Origin of the sequence: Micromonospora violae, from assembly GCF_004217135.1 — a bacterium.
In the GTDB taxonomy this organism is placed as follows: domain Bacteria; phylum Actinomycetota; class Actinomycetes; order Mycobacteriales; family Micromonosporaceae; genus Micromonospora; species Micromonospora violae.
In genome coordinates, this window is sequence record NZ_SHKK01000001.1 from 121,340 (window position 1) to 135,303 (window position 13,964).

General features: G+C 70.3%; 13 protein-coding genes. 7 read left to right on the plus strand and 6 right to left on the minus strand.

Features of this window, described 5'->3' with window-relative positions; all coding sequences use genetic code 11:
• Positions 1 to 12: 12 nt before the first annotated feature.
• The 3 genes from EV382_RS00530 to dapF are packed head-to-tail and all read left to right on the plus strand — an operon-like array spanning position 13 to position 2,547.
• Positions 13 to 780, plus strand: coding sequence for a class III extradiol ring-cleavage dioxygenase family protein (locus tag EV382_RS00530; RefSeq protein ID WP_130399715.1), 768 nt, complete (start codon positions 13 to 15; stop codon positions 778 to 780).
• Positions 765 to 1,688: a tRNA (adenosine(37)-N6)-dimethylallyltransferase MiaA gene (gene miaA / locus EV382_RS00535; protein WP_425271964.1), complete on the plus strand. Its 924-nt coding sequence runs from the start codon at positions 765 to 767 to the stop codon at positions 1,686 to 1,688. Before EV382_RS00530 ends, miaA begins: the two co-directional genes overlap by 16 nt.
• 7 nt (positions 1,689 to 1,695) lie before the next feature.
• Positions 1,696 to 2,547 (plus strand): diaminopimelate epimerase, encoded by an 852-nt coding sequence (gene dapF, locus EV382_RS00540; RefSeq protein ID WP_130399716.1) that lies wholly within the window; start codon positions 1,696 to 1,698, stop codon positions 2,545 to 2,547.
• 110 nt (positions 2,548 to 2,657) lie between these two features.
• Here the strand turns inward: dapF and EV382_RS00545 are convergent, their stop codons facing one another.
• Positions 2,658 to 4,124, minus strand: a complete 1,467-nt coding sequence (locus EV382_RS00545) for an NAD-dependent malic enzyme (protein ID WP_130399717.1) — start codon at positions 4,122 to 4,124, stop codon at positions 2,658 to 2,660.
• A 183-nt stretch (positions 4,125 to 4,307) separates the two neighbouring features.
• Between EV382_RS00545 and hflX the strand changes: the two genes are divergently transcribed.
• Positions 4,308 to 5,762 carry a GTPase HflX gene (gene hflX / locus EV382_RS00550; RefSeq protein ID WP_130399718.1) on the plus strand — a complete coding sequence of 485 codons (1,455 nt, stop codon included), beginning with the start codon at positions 4,308 to 4,310 and terminating at the stop codon, positions 5,760 to 5,762.
• Between the two features lie 50 nt (positions 5,763 to 5,812).
• Positions 5,813 to 7,507, plus strand: coding sequence for a hypothetical protein (locus EV382_RS00555; protein WP_130399719.1), 1,695 nt, complete (start codon positions 5,813 to 5,815; stop codon positions 7,505 to 7,507).
• 73 nt (positions 7,508 to 7,580) lie between these two features.
• On the opposite strand, the gene lexA is transcribed toward EV382_RS00555, so the two are convergent.
• Positions 7,581 to 8,366, minus strand: a complete 786-nt coding sequence (lexA, locus tag EV382_RS00560; protein WP_091400540.1) for a transcriptional repressor LexA — start codon at positions 8,364 to 8,366, stop codon at positions 7,581 to 7,583.
• 538 nt (positions 8,367 to 8,904) lie between these two features.
• Between lexA and nrdR the strand changes: the two genes are divergently transcribed.
• Both nrdR and EV382_RS00570 read left to right on the plus strand, forming a co-directional pair.
• Positions 8,905 to 9,405, plus strand: coding sequence for a transcriptional regulator NrdR (gene nrdR / locus EV382_RS00565; protein ID WP_091400542.1), 501 nt, complete (start codon positions 8,905 to 8,907; stop codon positions 9,403 to 9,405).
• A gap of 35 nt (positions 9,406 to 9,440) precedes the next feature.
• Positions 9,441 to 12,347 carry a vitamin B12-dependent ribonucleotide reductase gene (locus EV382_RS00570; RefSeq protein ID WP_130399720.1) on the plus strand — a complete coding sequence of 969 codons (2,907 nt, stop codon included), beginning with the start codon at positions 9,441 to 9,443 and terminating at the stop codon, positions 12,345 to 12,347.
• Between the two features lie 90 nt (positions 12,348 to 12,437).
• On the opposite strand, the gene EV382_RS00575 is transcribed toward EV382_RS00570, so the two are convergent.
• The 4 genes from EV382_RS00575 to EV382_RS00590 form a co-directional block, all read right to left on the minus strand.
• Positions 12,438 to 13,004: a hypothetical protein gene (locus tag EV382_RS00575; RefSeq protein WP_130399721.1), complete on the minus strand. Its 567-nt coding sequence runs from the start codon at positions 13,002 to 13,004 to the stop codon at positions 12,438 to 12,440.
• A gap of 65 nt (positions 13,005 to 13,069) precedes the next feature.
• The gene (locus EV382_RS00580; protein WP_208758273.1) at positions 13,070 to 13,252 is read right to left on the minus strand and encodes a DUF397 domain-containing protein; all 183 of its coding nucleotides are present in this window, start codon (positions 13,250 to 13,252) and stop codon (positions 13,070 to 13,072) included.
• A gap of 212 nt (positions 13,253 to 13,464) precedes the next feature.
• Positions 13,465 to 13,674: a DNA-binding protein gene (locus tag EV382_RS00585; RefSeq protein ID WP_130399722.1), complete on the minus strand. Its 210-nt coding sequence runs from the start codon at positions 13,672 to 13,674 to the stop codon at positions 13,465 to 13,467.
• 118 nt (positions 13,675 to 13,792) lie between these two features.
• Entirely contained in the window at positions 13,793 to 13,963 is a 171-nt protein-coding gene (locus tag EV382_RS00590; protein WP_130399723.1) for a DUF397 domain-containing protein, read from the minus strand.
• Position 13,964: the final 1 nt, after the last annotated feature.

The following is a 13,964-nucleotide window of genomic DNA, read 5'->3' on the forward strand; positions in this document are numbered from 1 at the left end:
CCTAGGGGCCGAATGACCGGATCGGCTCGGAGACGCACCGGGGATTCCCGCTACGGTGAACGGGTGCCACTGGTCGCCGCTGCCGTCTGCCCGCATCCGCCCCTGCTCGTGCCCGAGGTGGCCGGCTCCGCGGCCCCGGAGCTGGACGACCTGCGGGCGGCCTGTGACACCGCCGTACGCCGGCTGTTGGCCACCGGTCCGGACGCTGTGGTGCTGCTCGGCACCGGCCCGGTGACCGGCCCGATCCGCACCCCGGCGACCGGTTCCCTCCAGCCCTGGGGTGTCGACCTGGACGTGCCGTTGCCGCCCGGCCAGCCGGACCGGGGCGCGGTGCTGCCGTTGAGCCTGACCATCGGCGCGTGGCTGCTGGCCCGCCACGACACCCGAGCGCCGGTGACCGCCGTGCAGGTGGCCGCCGACGCCGGCGCGGCGGAGCGGGCCGCACTCGCCGACGAGGTGGCCGCCGCCGGTGACCGGGTGGCGGCGCTGGTCCTCGGCGACGGGTCGGCCTGCCGGGGCGAGAAAGCACCCGGGTACGACGACGCGCGCGCCCTCCCGTACGACCAGGGGGTTGCCGCGGCGCTGGCCGACGCGGACCTGGACGCCCTGCTGGATCTCGACCCGGTGGTGTCGGCGGAGCTGAAGGCCGCCGGTCGCGCCCCCTGGCAGGTGCTCGCCGGGGCGGCCCGCGCGGCCGGCGGCGGGTGGCGCGGCGAGTTGCTGCACGACTCCGCCCCCTACGGCGTGGCCTACTTCGTGGCGTCCTGGGAGCGGGTGTGAGCGGCGGGGTCGTGGCGGTGGTCGGTCCGACCGCGGCCGGCAAGTCGGCGCTGAGCATCGCCCTGGCGCACGCCCTCGACGGGGAGGTGGTCAACGCCGACTCGATGCAGCTCTACCGGGGAATGGACATCGGCACCGCCAAGCTGACAGTCGCCGAGCGGGACGGGGTGCCCCATCACCTGCTGGACATCTGGGACGTCACCGAGCCGGCGAGCGTCGCGGAGTACCAGCGACTGGCCCGCGCGGCGGTGGACGACATCCTGTCCCGAGGGCGGGTGCCGCTGCTGGTCGGGGGCTCCGGGTTGTACGTGCGGGCGGTGCTGGAGCGCTTCGAGTTCCCGGGCACCGACGCGGCGCTGCGGGAGCGGCTGGAACGGGAGTTGGCCGAGGTCGGGCCGGCCCCGCTGTACGCGCGGCTGCGCACCGTCGACCCCGTCGCCGCCGACAACATCCTGCCGGCCAACGGTCGGCGGATCGTGCGGGCCCTGGAGGTGATCGAGCTCACCGGCGCGCCGTTCGCCGCATCGCTGCCGCAGCCCACCCCGTACTACCCGTCCGTGCAGCTCGGCGTCGACCTCGACACCGGCCTGCTGGACGAGCGGATCGCGGTGCGGGTGGACCGGATGTGGGCCGACGGTCTGGTGCCGGAGACCCGTGAGCTGGTCGCCCGCGGGCTGCCCGAGGGGCGGACGGCGAGTCGGGCCCTCGGCTACCAGCAGGTGCTGCGCCTGTTCGCCGGCGAGCTGACCGAGGAGCAGGCGCGGGACGAGACGGTCCGGGCCACCCGCCGTTTCGTCCGCCGGCAGCGGTCCTGGTTCCGGCGCGACCCGCGGATCCACTGGCTCGACTCGGCGACCCCGGACCTGATCGGGGCTGCCCTGCGTCTGCTGCCGGCCGCTGCGCGATGATGGTCCGGTGCAGTTCACCAAGGGCCACGGCACCGGCAACGACTTCGTCATCCTTCCCGACCCGGACGGTCAGCTCGACCTGACCCCGGAGCTGGTCGCGGCGCTCTGCGACCGGCGTCGCGGCATCGGCGCGGACGGCGTACTGCGGGTGGTCCGCGCGGCCAAGCATCCGGACGGCGCGGGTCAGGCCGGCGAGGCCGAATGGTTCATGGACTACTGGAACGCCGACGGCTCATTCGCCGAGATGTGCGGCAACGGCGCCCGGGTCTTCGTGCGCTACCTGCTCGACACCGGGTTGGCCACGCCCGCCGGCGCGGCGCTGCCGGTGGCCACCCGGGCCGGCGTCGTGCGCGCGCTGGTCGAGGGCGACGCCGTGTCCGTCGAGATGCGCCGACCCCAGGTGTACGGCAGCTCCACCGCCACCCTCGGCGAACTGACCCTGACCGGCGCGGTGGTGGACGTCGGTAACCCGCACCTGGTCTGCGTCCTGCCGGCCGGTGTGGAGCTGCCGGCGCTGGACCTGACCGTCGCGCCCGGGTTCGACCCGGCGGTCTTCCCGAGCGGGGTGAACGTGGAGTTCATCGTGGCGGGCGACCCGGTCGACGGCACCGACGGGCACACACTGATGCGGGTGTACGAGCGCGGCAGCGCCGAGACCCTGTCCTGCGGCACCGGTGCCTGCGCGGTGGGCGCGGTGGCGCTGCGCGACGCTGGCCGGGACACCGGAGTGGTCGCCGTGGACGTGCCCGGCGGCCGCCTGACGGTCACCGTCACCGCCGACTCCTGCTGGCTCTCCGGCCCCGCCGTCCTGGTAGCCACCGGCGAGATCAGCCCGTCCGCGCTGCCCGCTGCCCGCTGAAGAAAGTTGATCAAGAGGTTTGCGTCAGAATCAGCGTGGTTGCTGACGCAAACCTCTTGATCAACAGAGGTGGCGGGCCGGCCGGGGAGCCGGTGGGAGGGGTGGGTGGGTTAGGGGGTTGCGCTGGCGTTGGCGGCGATCTCGGGGAGGTCCGCCGGGCCGGGGTCGGCGGCCGGCAGGGGGCTGGGGTTGTGCGCGGCGGCGCGTACGGCGGCGGCGACCGCCGGGGCGACCCGGGAGTCGAAGACGCTCGGCACGATCACCGTCGGGTTGATCTTGTCTTCGCCCACCACGTCGGCGATGGCCCGCGCGGCAGCGATCGCCATCTCCTCGGTGAACTCCTCGGCGTGCGCGTCCAGCATGCCGCGGAACACCCCGGGGAACGCGAGCACGTTGTTGATCTGGTTCGGCTGGTCCGAGCGACCGGTGGCGACCACGGCGGCGTGCTTGCGCGCCTCCCGCGGGTCGACCTCCGGGTCCGGGTTCGCGAGGGCGAAGACGATCGCGTCCTTCGCCATCTGCGCGATGTCGTCGCCGGTGAGCAGGTTCGGCGCGCTGACCCCGATGAACACGTCCGCGCCCCGGATCGCGCCGGGCAGGTCGCCGGAGTAGTTCTCCTTGTTGGTGTTCTCCGCCAGCCACTGCCACGCCGAGTTGAGCCCGGTCAGCCCGGAGTGCAGGGCGCCCTTCCGGTCGTACGCGATGATGTCGCCGACGCCCTGACGCAGCAGCAGCTTCATGATCGCGGTGCCGGCCGCGCCCGCCCCGGAGACGACCACCCGGACGTCCTCGAGCCGCTTGCCCACCACCCGCAGCGCGTTGGTCAGCGCGGCCAGCACGCAGATCGCGGTGCCGTGCTGATCGTCGTGGAAGACCGGGATGTCCAGCGCCTCGCGCAGCCGGGCCTCGATCTCGAAGCAGCGCGGTGCGGCGATGTCCTCCAGGTTGATGCCGCCGTAGGCCGGCGCGATCGCCTTGACGATCTGCACGATCTCGTCGGTGTCCTGGGTGTCCAGCACCACCGGCCAGGCGTCCACCCCGCCGAAGCGCTTGAACAGCGCGGCCTTGCCCTCCATCACCGGCAGCGACGCGGCCGGGCCGAGGTTGCCCAGGCCGAGCACCGCCGAGCCGTCACTGACCACCGCGACGGTGTTGCGCTTGATGGTCAGTCGCCGGGCGTCGGCCGGGTTCTCGGCGATCGCCATGCAGACCCGGGCAACACCCGGGGTGTACGCGCGCGACAGCTCGTCACGGTTGCGCAGCGCGACCTTCGAGGTCACCTCGATCTTGCCGCCCAGGTGCAGCAGGAACGTCCGGTCCGACACCTTGCGGACGTCCACGCCGTCCAGCGCGGTCAGCGCTTCGACCACCTGGTCGGCGTGACCGGCGTCGGCCGTGTCGCAGGTCAGGTCGACGATCACGTGGGTCGGGTCCGAGTCCACCACGTCCAACGCCGTGACGATCGCCCCGGCCTCGCCGACGGAGGTGGTGAGCCGGCCGATCGAGGAGGCGTCCGCGGTGACGGCGATCCGGATGGTGATCGAAAATCCGGCGCTGGGCAGTCGGGTGATGGCCACGGGATCCCTCCGTAACGGCTGTGCGGCCAGTCGACCGCCGCCCGCATTTCTACCGGGTTGTCGCCGCCGACCAGCATTCGCCCCCACTTTTGGCGACCTTCACCATGGGCATATAGCAGGTGCGTTCGGCGTTGAGTCATGTCAGGATTACGTTCTACTTATCAAAACGGACAGGAGAACCGCTTGCGAGACCAGGAGAGCTTTGTCCCCGTCGAGGACGAGCTCGACGACGTCACCACCGGCGAAATGGAGCTGTCGGAGCGGCAGTCCCTCCGACGCGTTCCGGGCCTGTCAACCGAGCTCACCGACGTCACCGAGGTGGAATACCGCCAGCTGCGGCTGGAGCGGGTCGTCCTGGTGGGCGTCTGGACGGAAGGCACGGTCACCGACGCGGAAAATTCGCTGACCGAGCTCGCCGCGCTGGCCGAGACCGCCGGTTCGCAGGTGCTCGAAGGGCTCATCCAACGTCGTACCCGACCCGACCCGGCGACGTACATCGGCCGCGGCAAGGTCGACGACCTCGGCGCGGTGGTGCTCTCCACCGGCGCCGACACGGTCATCTGTGACGGTGAGCTGTCCCCGTCGCAGCTGCGCAACCTGGAGCAGCGCACCAAGGTCAAGGTCGTCGACCGTACGGCGCTGATCCTCGACATCTTCGCCCAGCACGCCAAGAGCAAGGAAGGTAAGGCGCAGGTCGAGCTGGCCCAGCTCGAATACCTGCTGCCCCGACTGCGCGGTTGGGGTGAGACGCTCTCCCGGCAGACCGGTGGTTCCGGCCGGGGTGGCGGCGCCGGTGGCGGTGTGGGTGTTCGTGGTCCCGGTGAGACCAAGCTGGAGACCGACCGGCGACGCATCCGTCACCGCATCTCCCGGCTACGTCGTGAGATCAAGAGCATGAAGACGGTACGCGTGACCAAGCGGGCCCGACGCTCCCGCAACGCGGTTCCCGCGGTCGCCATCGCCGGCTACACCAACGCCGGCAAGTCCAGCCTGCTCAACCGCCTGACCGGGGCGGGCGTGCTGGTGGAGAACGCGCTGTTCGCCACGCTGGACCCGACGACCCGCAAGGCCACCGCCTCGGACGGGCGGCTCTACACCCTGTCCGACACTGTCGGTTTCGTCCGGCACCTGCCGCACCAGATCGTCGAGGCGTTCCGCTCGACGCTGGAGGAGGTCGCCGAGGCGGACCTGGTGGTGCACGTCGTCGACGGCACCCACCCGGACCCGGAGGAGCAGGTCCGCGCGGTTCACACGGTGCTCGCCGAGGTGGGCGCCGACCGGCTCCCCGAGCTGTTGGTGGTCAACAAGACCGACGCGGCCGACGAGGACACTCTGCTGCGGCTCAAGCGGCTCTGGCCGGACGCGATCTTCGTGTCCGCGCACTCCGGGCGGGGCGTCGACGGGCTGCGCGCGGCGATCGAGGAGCGGCTGCCGAGCCCGGCCGTGGAGGTCCGGGCCGTGCTGCCGTACGACCGGGGCGACCTGGTGGCTCGGGCGCACCGCACGGGTGAGGTGCTCAGCACGGCGCACCTGCCGGAGGGCACCCTGCTGCACGTCCGCGTCGGCGCGGAGTTGGCGGCGGAGTTGGCGGCGTTCGACCTGGAGAGGCAGGGGCAGGCGGCCGGCAGCCGCTCCTGAGCGGCCACGGCGTCATCCATCGGAAACGCGCGGCATGCGACACTGGCCGAATGCGCCGCGTTGTTTCCTCGGTCACGGTTGCCCTCGGCCTGTTCGGGGCAACCGTGGCGCTCGCCGGAGCCGCCGTAGCGGCTCCCGCCCCTGGGTCGTCCGGGCCGCCTGCCGCCAACCCTGGCCAGAAGCGATGCACGATCACCGACGAGCGCCTACGGGAGCTGTCCGGGCTGGTCGCCACCAAGAGTGGCTTCATCGTCATCAACGACAGCACCGAGAACGCGGCACGCAAGCGGGTCTTCTTCCTCGACAGCAAGTGCAAGGTCTCGAAGGAGGTCCGCTTCTCGGGGCAGGGTCCGTCCGACACCGAGGATCTCGCCCTGTCCAAGGACGGCAAGACCCTCTGGATCGCCGACACCGGTGACAACCCCGACTCTAAGGAGCGCCGCAGCCGCGTCGCGGTCTGGTCGATGTCGGTCACCGGCACCAGGCAGCCGACGCTGCACCGGCTCTCCTACCCCGAGGCCAAACCGCACGACGCCGAGGCGCTGCTCATCGGCGACGACGGGAAACCGCTGATCATCACCAAGGTGACCAGTGGCAAGGCCGAGATCTACACGCCGTCGGCGGCACTGAAGAGCGGCGACACCGAGCCGGTGCCGATGCGTAAGGCCGGCGAGATCACGCTGCCGAAGACCCAGACGGAGAACACCCTCAACACGTTCGGCCGGATCGCCATCACCGGCGCGACGCGGGCACCGGACGGCTCCCGGGTGGTTCTGCGCACCTACGCGGACGCCTTCGAGTTCGACGTGACCGACGGCGACATCGTGGGCGCGCTCACCACCGGCAAGCCGCGGGTGACGCCCCTGGCCGACCCGTTCGGCGAGGCCATCAGCTACTCCTCGGACGGCAAGTCGTTCCTCACCGTCTCCGACGCGGGCCGGTTCACCGAAGACGAGCCGCTGGAAATCCTCGGCTACACCCCGTCCACCTCCACCGCGGTGCCACTGAGCCCGGAGGAGGGCGGCAAGCCAGCCAGCTCGAAATCCTGGGTCGACGGGCTGAGCCTCGACGACATCACGTACCTGGTCGGCTCGGTCGGGCTGCTCGGTCTGCTGTTGGTCGTCGCCGGCATCTTCGGCATCCTCCGCGCCCGCCGTCGCCCGCCGGCCGCTGACGCGTCCGACCCGGATGGCGAGCCGTTCGCTCCGCGCGGGGGCCGTGGTGCCGTCGACGGGTTCCCGGCCGATGACGACCGCAGGGGTGGTGTCTACGGGGGCGGTGCGCCGGCCGGCGGTGCCGTCTACGGCGGCGGTGCGGCTCGTGGTGGCCCGGCCCCGGCGGGTGGTGCCGTCTATGGCGGTGGCCGGCCGGCTGCGGCTGACGGTGGCTACGGTGCGCCACGACCGGACGGCGGCGGTGCCGGCGTGTACGGCGGTGGACGTCCCCCGGCCGGTGGCGGTCGTCCGCCAGCTGGTGGCGGTCGTCCCCCGGCTGGTGGTGGTGGTCGTCCGCACGGTGGCGGTGGTCGCCCGCAGGGCACTGGCGGTGGCCGTCCCGGTGGCGGCGTGTACGGCGGCGACGGCGGTCAGCCTGGCGCTGGTCGCGCGGAGCCGCCACGGCGCGGTGGGCAGGAGCCCGACTACCGGGGTCAGCGGCCCGGCCGCCGACGCGACGAGGACGCGCCCGTCGACCCGTACGGGCAGTATCCTGGGGGCGGTCGCGGTCACCGGGGTGACCGTTACTGATCGGCGCTGACGCGCTCACCCGCCCTAGACGAGCGGTGCGGGTGAGCGCTGTGGGCACCCACCCGCCGCTCGGTCAGATCCGGCGTAGCACCGCGACGACCCGGCCCATGATGGTGGCGTCATCGCCGGGGATCGGGTCGAAGGCCGGGTTCTGGGGCATCAGCCAGACGTGCCCGTCGCGTCGCCGGTAGGTCTTGACGGTGGCCTCTCCGTCGAGCATGGCGGCCACGATCTCGCCGGAGTCGGCGGTCGGCTGCTGCCGGACGACCACCCAGTCGCCGTCGCAGATCGCCGCGTCGAGCATCGAGTCGCCCTTGACCTGGAGCATGAAGACTTCGCCCTCGCCCACCAGCTCGCGGGGGAGCGGGAAGATGTCCTCCACGGCCTGCTCGGCGAGGATCGGGCCACCGGCGGCGATCCGACCGAGCATCGGCACGTACGCCGGGGTCGGTCGTTGTGCCCTCGACAGCTCGTCGTCGATCGCCTCGCTGGGGGCGCGGACGTCCACCGCGCGCGGCCGGTTCGGGTCGCGGCGCAGGAAGCCCTTCTTCTCCAGCTCCTTGAGCTGGTAGGCGACGCTGGACGGCGACACCAGGCCGACCGCCTCGCCGATCTCCCGGACGCTCGGCGGGTAGCCGTGCCGTTCCACCCAGGTGCGGATGAACTCCAGGATGCGGCGCTGGCGGGCGGTCAGGTCGACCGTCGCCGGGTCGGGGAAGGCGCTGACCACCGGGGTGACCGGGCGCACGGCGGGCTGGCCCGTCCGGCTGCGCGCGGCGCTGCGGCGTCGGGTGGCCGGCGGGCCCGCCTCGGTGATCTGCTGCGGGCTCTTCGGCCGGCTGGCCCGGTCCTCGGTCACGTCCGTCCTCCCTGGTCGGCGCTGGGTGCCTCGTCGGCTCGTGGTGCGTGCGGTGGTGCCACGTTGTTCATGACCGTATAGGTGAGATCAGTCATTTTCAAACATCTGTACGACCTCTCATCGGCGTGTCGGGGTGAAAAAGCGCTCCGCTCGTACGGATGTTCTGATAAATGGTACGTCAGGTCGTACTAGTGTTCGATCTTCGCCCGTTTTCCGGCTCGGTTCGGCCGCCCGGCCGGTAACTCGGGCGGGGCCGTGGCGTTGGGTGTTCGGGTGTGGTGCGCAGCGTTGCTGACCGGTTGGTCCGTGACGCGCCGGACACGCCGGCCAACTTGACCCGGCTTCCGCGGCGACATACGGTCGACCCCTAGATGTAGTAGTGACACGGGCGTAAGTTGCCTACAGGTTGGGTCTGACTACCGACCGCACTTCCGTAACGTTGATCACGGCGGCGCCATCCGAGGATGGCACCGTCGCGGTGAATCGTGCCCGGGAGTGTCCGGTCTGCTCGCAGTTGATCATTTTTAGGAGGTGGGCGATGCGGTGTCCGTACTGCCGGCATGCTGACTCCCGGGTGGTCGACTCGCGGGAGGCCGACGACGGCCAGCTCATCCGACGGCGGCGATCCTGCCCGGAGTGCGGCAAGCGGTTCACCACCGTCGAGGAGGCGGTCCTCGCGGTCGTCAAGCGCAGCGGGGTGACCGAGCCGTTCAGTCGCACGAAGATCATCGGTGGGGTGCGTAAGGCGTGCCAGGGCCGGCCGGTGGACGACGACTCACTCGCGCTGCTCGCGCAGCGGGTGGAGGAGACGGTCCGGGCCAAGGGGGCCGCCGAGATCCCCAGCCACGACGTGGGCCTGGCGATCCTGGGTCCGTTGCGTGACCTGGACGAGATCGCCTACCTGCGGTTCGCCAGCGTCTACCGCTCGTTCGACTCGCTCGCCGACTTCGAGCGCGAGATCGAGACATTGCGGGCCGCGGCGCGAGCCCGGGAGCAGGGCCGGGCCGATGCGGTTGAGGCCGCCGGCCGTACCAGCTGAGTCTTCACAGGTTTTTCGAGAGATTGGGACGCGCGGTGGGTGACCGCGCAGACGAGGGGGGCGACGGCGTGACAACTAGCCGTTCACGAAGCAAGGCAGGCGCGGGGCTGAAGATCGATCGGGTGTGGACGACGGAGGGGGTCCACCCGTACGACGAGGTCTCCTGGGAGCGCCGTGACGTCGTGATGACGAACTGGCGCGACGGCTCGATCAACTTCGAGCAGCGTGGCGTGGAGTTCCCGGAGTCGTGGAGCGTCAACGCGGCGAACATCGTGACCACGAAGTACTTCCGGGGCGCGGTGGGGACCCCGGAGCGCGAGTGGTCGCTCAAGCAGCTGATCGACCGGGTGGTCACCACCTACCGCACCGCGGGTGAGGAGTACGGCTACTTCGCCAGCCCGGCCGACGCCGAGGTCTTCGCGCACGAGCTGACCTGGATGCTGCTGAACCAGGTGTTCAGCTTCAACTCGCCGGTCTGGTTCAACGTCGGTACGCCGTCGCCGCAGCAGGTCAGCGCCTGCTTCATCCTGGCCGTCGACGACTCGATGGACTCCATCCTCGACTGGTACAAGGAGGAGGGGCTGATCTTCAAGGGCGGCTCCGGCTCCGGGGTCAACCTGTCGCGGATCCGCTCGTCCCGGGAGCTGCTCTCCTCCGGCGGCAACGCCTCCGGCCCGGTCAGCTTCATGCGTGGCGCGGACGCCTCCGCCGGCACCATCAAGTCCGGCGGCGCGACCCGGCGGGCGGCCAAGATGGTCATCCTCGACGTGGACCACCCGGACATCCAGGAGTTCGTGGTCACCAAGGCGCGCGAGGAGGACAAGATCCGCGCGCTGCGCGACGCCGGGTTCGACATGGACCTCGGCGGCTCCGACATCGTCAGCGTGCAGTACCAGAACGCCAACAACTCGGTCCGGGTCTCCGACGAGTTCATGTCGGCGGTGGAGAACGGCAAGGGCTTCGACCTGCGCGGCCGTCTGGACGGTTCGGTGATCGACACCGTCGACGCCAAGACGCTGTTCCGCTCCATCTCCCAGGCCGCCTGGGAGTGCGCCGACCCGGGTCTGCAGTACGACGACACGATCAACGACTGGCACACCTGCCCGGAGACCGGGCGCATCACCGCGTCGAACCCGTGCTCGGAGTACCTGCACCTGGACAACTCCTCGTGCAACCTGGCCTCGCTCAACCTGATGAAGTTCCTCCGCGCCGACGGTGGCTTCGAGGTGGAGAAGTTCGTCAAGTCCGTCGAGTTCGTCATCACCGCGATGGACATCTCGATCTGCTTCGCGGACTTCCCGACCGAGAAGATCGGTGAGACGTCCCGCGCCTACCGCCAGCTCGGCATCGGGTACGCCAACCTGGGCGCCCTGCTGATGGCGACCGGCCTGCCGTACGACTCGGAGCAGGGCCGCTCGGTCGCGGCGGCGATCACCTCGCTGATGACCGGCACCGCCTACCGCCGTTCCGCCGAGCTGGCCGGCGTGGTCGGCCCGTACGACGGCTACGCCCGCAACGCCGAGCCGCACAAGCGGGTCATGCGCAAGCACGCCGCGGCCAACGACGAGATCAAGCCGACCACCCCGGTGGCCACCGCGATCGTCCGTGAGGCGACCAAGCAGTGGACCCAGGGCAACAAGATCGGTGACAAGAACGGTTGGCGCAACGCGCAGGCGAGCGTCCTCGCCCCGACCGGCACCATCGGCTTCATGATGGACTGCGACACGACCGGCGTGGAGCCGGACCTGGCGCTGGTCAAGTTCAAGAAGCTGGTCGGCGGCGGCTCGATGCAGATCGTCAACCAGACGGTTCCGCGCGCCCTGCGCAGCCTCGGCTACCCCGAGGAGCAGGTCGAGGCGATCGTCGAGCACATCGCCGACCACGGCCACGTGGTGGACGCCCCCGGCCTCAAGCCGGAGCACTACCCGGTCTTCGACTGCGCCATGGGGGAGCGGTCGATCGCTCCGATGGGCCACGTGCGGATGATGGCGGCCATCCAGCCGTTCGTCTCCGGCGCCATCTCCAAGACGGTCAACATGCCGGAGGCGGCCACCGTCGAGGACGTCGAGAAGATCTACTTCGAGGGCTGGAAGCTCGGCCTCAAGGCGCTGGCGATCTACCGGGACAACTGCAAGGTCGGCCAGCCGCTCTCGGTCGCCAAGAACAACAAGGCCACCGAGCCGGCCGCCGTCGACACCGCAGCCGCCGCGCCGGCCGCGGTGGAGAAGGTCATCGAGTACCGGCCGGTGCGCAAGCGCCTGCCGAAGAAGCGCCCGTCCGAGACGGTCAGCTTCTCCGTCGGTGGCGCCGAGGGTTACCTGACCGCGTCGTCCTACCCGGACGACGGCCTCGGTGAGGTCTTCCTGAAGATGTCCAAGCAGGGCTCGACCCTGGCCGGCGTGATGGACGCCTTCTCGGTGGCCATCAGCATCGGTCTGCAGTACGGCGTGCCGCTGGAGACGTTCGTCAGCAAGTTCACCAACATGCGCTTCGAGCCGGCCGGCATGACCGACGACCCGGACGTGCGGATGGCCGCCTCGGTGATGGACTACATCTTCCGTCGCCTGGCGCTGGACTTCCTGCCCTACGAGCGCCGCGCCGAGCTGGGCATCTTCACCGCCAGCGAGCGGGCCGCCCAGCTGCGGGCCGAGGCCGACGCGGAGGCCGCCGCCGTCACCGGTGCCGAGCTCACCGCGATGGCGTCGTCCGCACCGGTGGAGACCCCGGCAAAGCCGGAAGCTGTCGCCCAGCCGGCCCAGGAGATGGCCGACGTGGCCGCCGCCAAGCCGGCGCCGAGCGTCGGTTCCAGCACCGAACTGCTGGAGGCCGTGATCGGCAAGGCCGCCGACGCACCGCTCTGCTTCACCTGCGGTACGAAGATGCGCCCCGCCGGTAGCTGCTACGTCTGCGAGGGCTGCGGCTCCACCAGCGGCTGCAGCTGACGTACGCGAAACGCGTCGCTGCCCCGGTCTCCTTCGTGGAGGCCGGGGCAGCGCCGTTTCACCTGCCGACAGGGGCGGAATGGACTCGCGTTACCAGTGGCTGACAACGCTACCGGTACCACCGCCGAGGGTCTCGCGGATGGCGGTGATAAGGGTGGGTGACAGCGGCGGCCAGTTGAAGAACGTCACGGCGGGGGCGCCAATGAGCACGCTGAACTCGCTACACCAGTCGCCGATGGGTCCTGTCCAGCCGCACTGGTCGCATGTGAACAAGGGCTCATCGCCGGCGGTCCACCACTGTTCCAGCCAATCACCGTAGGTATCGGTGTAAACCGTTGGTGCCTCAGCCGCGCACTCGGGGCATCGCGGTGCCTCATCATTTTCCACCGGGTGATGGACATGACGCTCGCCATCGATGTCGACACCGTTGTTGGCCGTATCGAGGAAGGCGTCGAACCAGTCGACCGGCTCGGCGACTGCTGTCCGCGCTGCTGGGCCAGCCTTCCACGAGCTTGGCTGCCACGACGCGTCACGACGATCGTTGGGGGCGATCACTTGCTGAGCCAACAGGAGGTCCTGCACACCCAGAACGATCTTCTCGCGTTCGGTGGGCGAGGTACGGTCCAACCGGACCACGGTCACACTGTGCTCACTCATCGTCGAACACCTCCTGCTCGGCGGAGCGCATGATTGACCAGACCACCACGCCTTCTGGGCTTGGGCTAGCGGATGGTTCGAAGGAAACTCGTCCACGCACCTGTCGTGAAGCGGAGGGTCGAGCCGCTGGGATCCTTGCTGTCGCGAACCGTGATGCTCGTCCCCAAGGCGGCTACCTCGATGCAGGCACCGCCGTTGTTGTCGCTGTAGCTCGGCTTACGCCAGATCATGCGATCCGTGGTTTCCACGATTCCTCCCTCAGGTCTGCTGCCGCTCCCATCGCGGCTGCGATGACAAGGATGAGCTTGCGCGACTCTGCCGTCCCGAGAGCGGCTGCCAGGGGCCGGGACTACAGGCAAGCGTGGGCGGCGCACTACCTCCGGCTGGTGCCAATGGATCTCTGGCCCTCGCCGTCATGGTCGGAACCAGTCCGGCGCAGCATTCGGCAGGTGTAGCCGGGTCAGCGGTCTTCGTCGCCCTCGGTTGGGCGTGGTGGGCGGTTGTGCTTGGTCCACTCGTCTACCTCGTCCGCGTCCCAGATGGTCGTCCCGATCAGGCGGGCCATCGGCTCAGGGAAGCCGGGTCGGCGGGTGATCTGGAGTACCCGCTGCCGCGACACGTTGAACAGGGCGGCCAACTCGCCCGGCCCGTACAAGCGCGGTCGCTTCACAGCCTGATCGTAGGTGCGCGCTGGGCAGCGCCGGGGCCGGTGTCGCTGGAACCGCGACAGCAACGAGTGGGGCGGCAACGTCGACACAGGCACCGCCGGGCGGTGGGGGCTCCGCTTGCTAGCGCTTCAATTCAGAGAGAAACGTCGACCATGCCGCAGCGTCGAACCGAAGAGTCGGGCCAAGTTGGTCCTTGCTGTCTCGGACCTCCGCGGCTTGCCCATCACGCCTGACCTCGACACAGGCGCCGTTGCCGCCACTGCGGGTGCTCTTGCGCCACTGCGAGTCCACT

Excerpts from the sequence above, each read along its gene's own strand:
- EV382_RS00575 (WP_130399721.1), bottom strand. The coding sequence starts at position 13,004 with ATGAGTGAGCACAGTGTGACCGTGGTCCGGTTGGACCGTACCTCGCCC.
- EV382_RS00530 (WP_130399715.1), top strand. The coding sequence starts at position 13 with ATGACCGGATCGGCTCGGAGACGCACCGGGGATTCCCGCTACGGTGAA.
- nrdR (WP_091400542.1), top strand. The coding sequence starts at position 8,905 with ATGCGGTGTCCGTACTGCCGGCATGCTGACTCCCGGGTGGTCGACTCG.
- EV382_RS00555 (WP_130399719.1), top strand. The coding sequence starts at position 5,813 with ATGCGCCGCGTTGTTTCCTCGGTCACGGTTGCCCTCGGCCTGTTCGGG.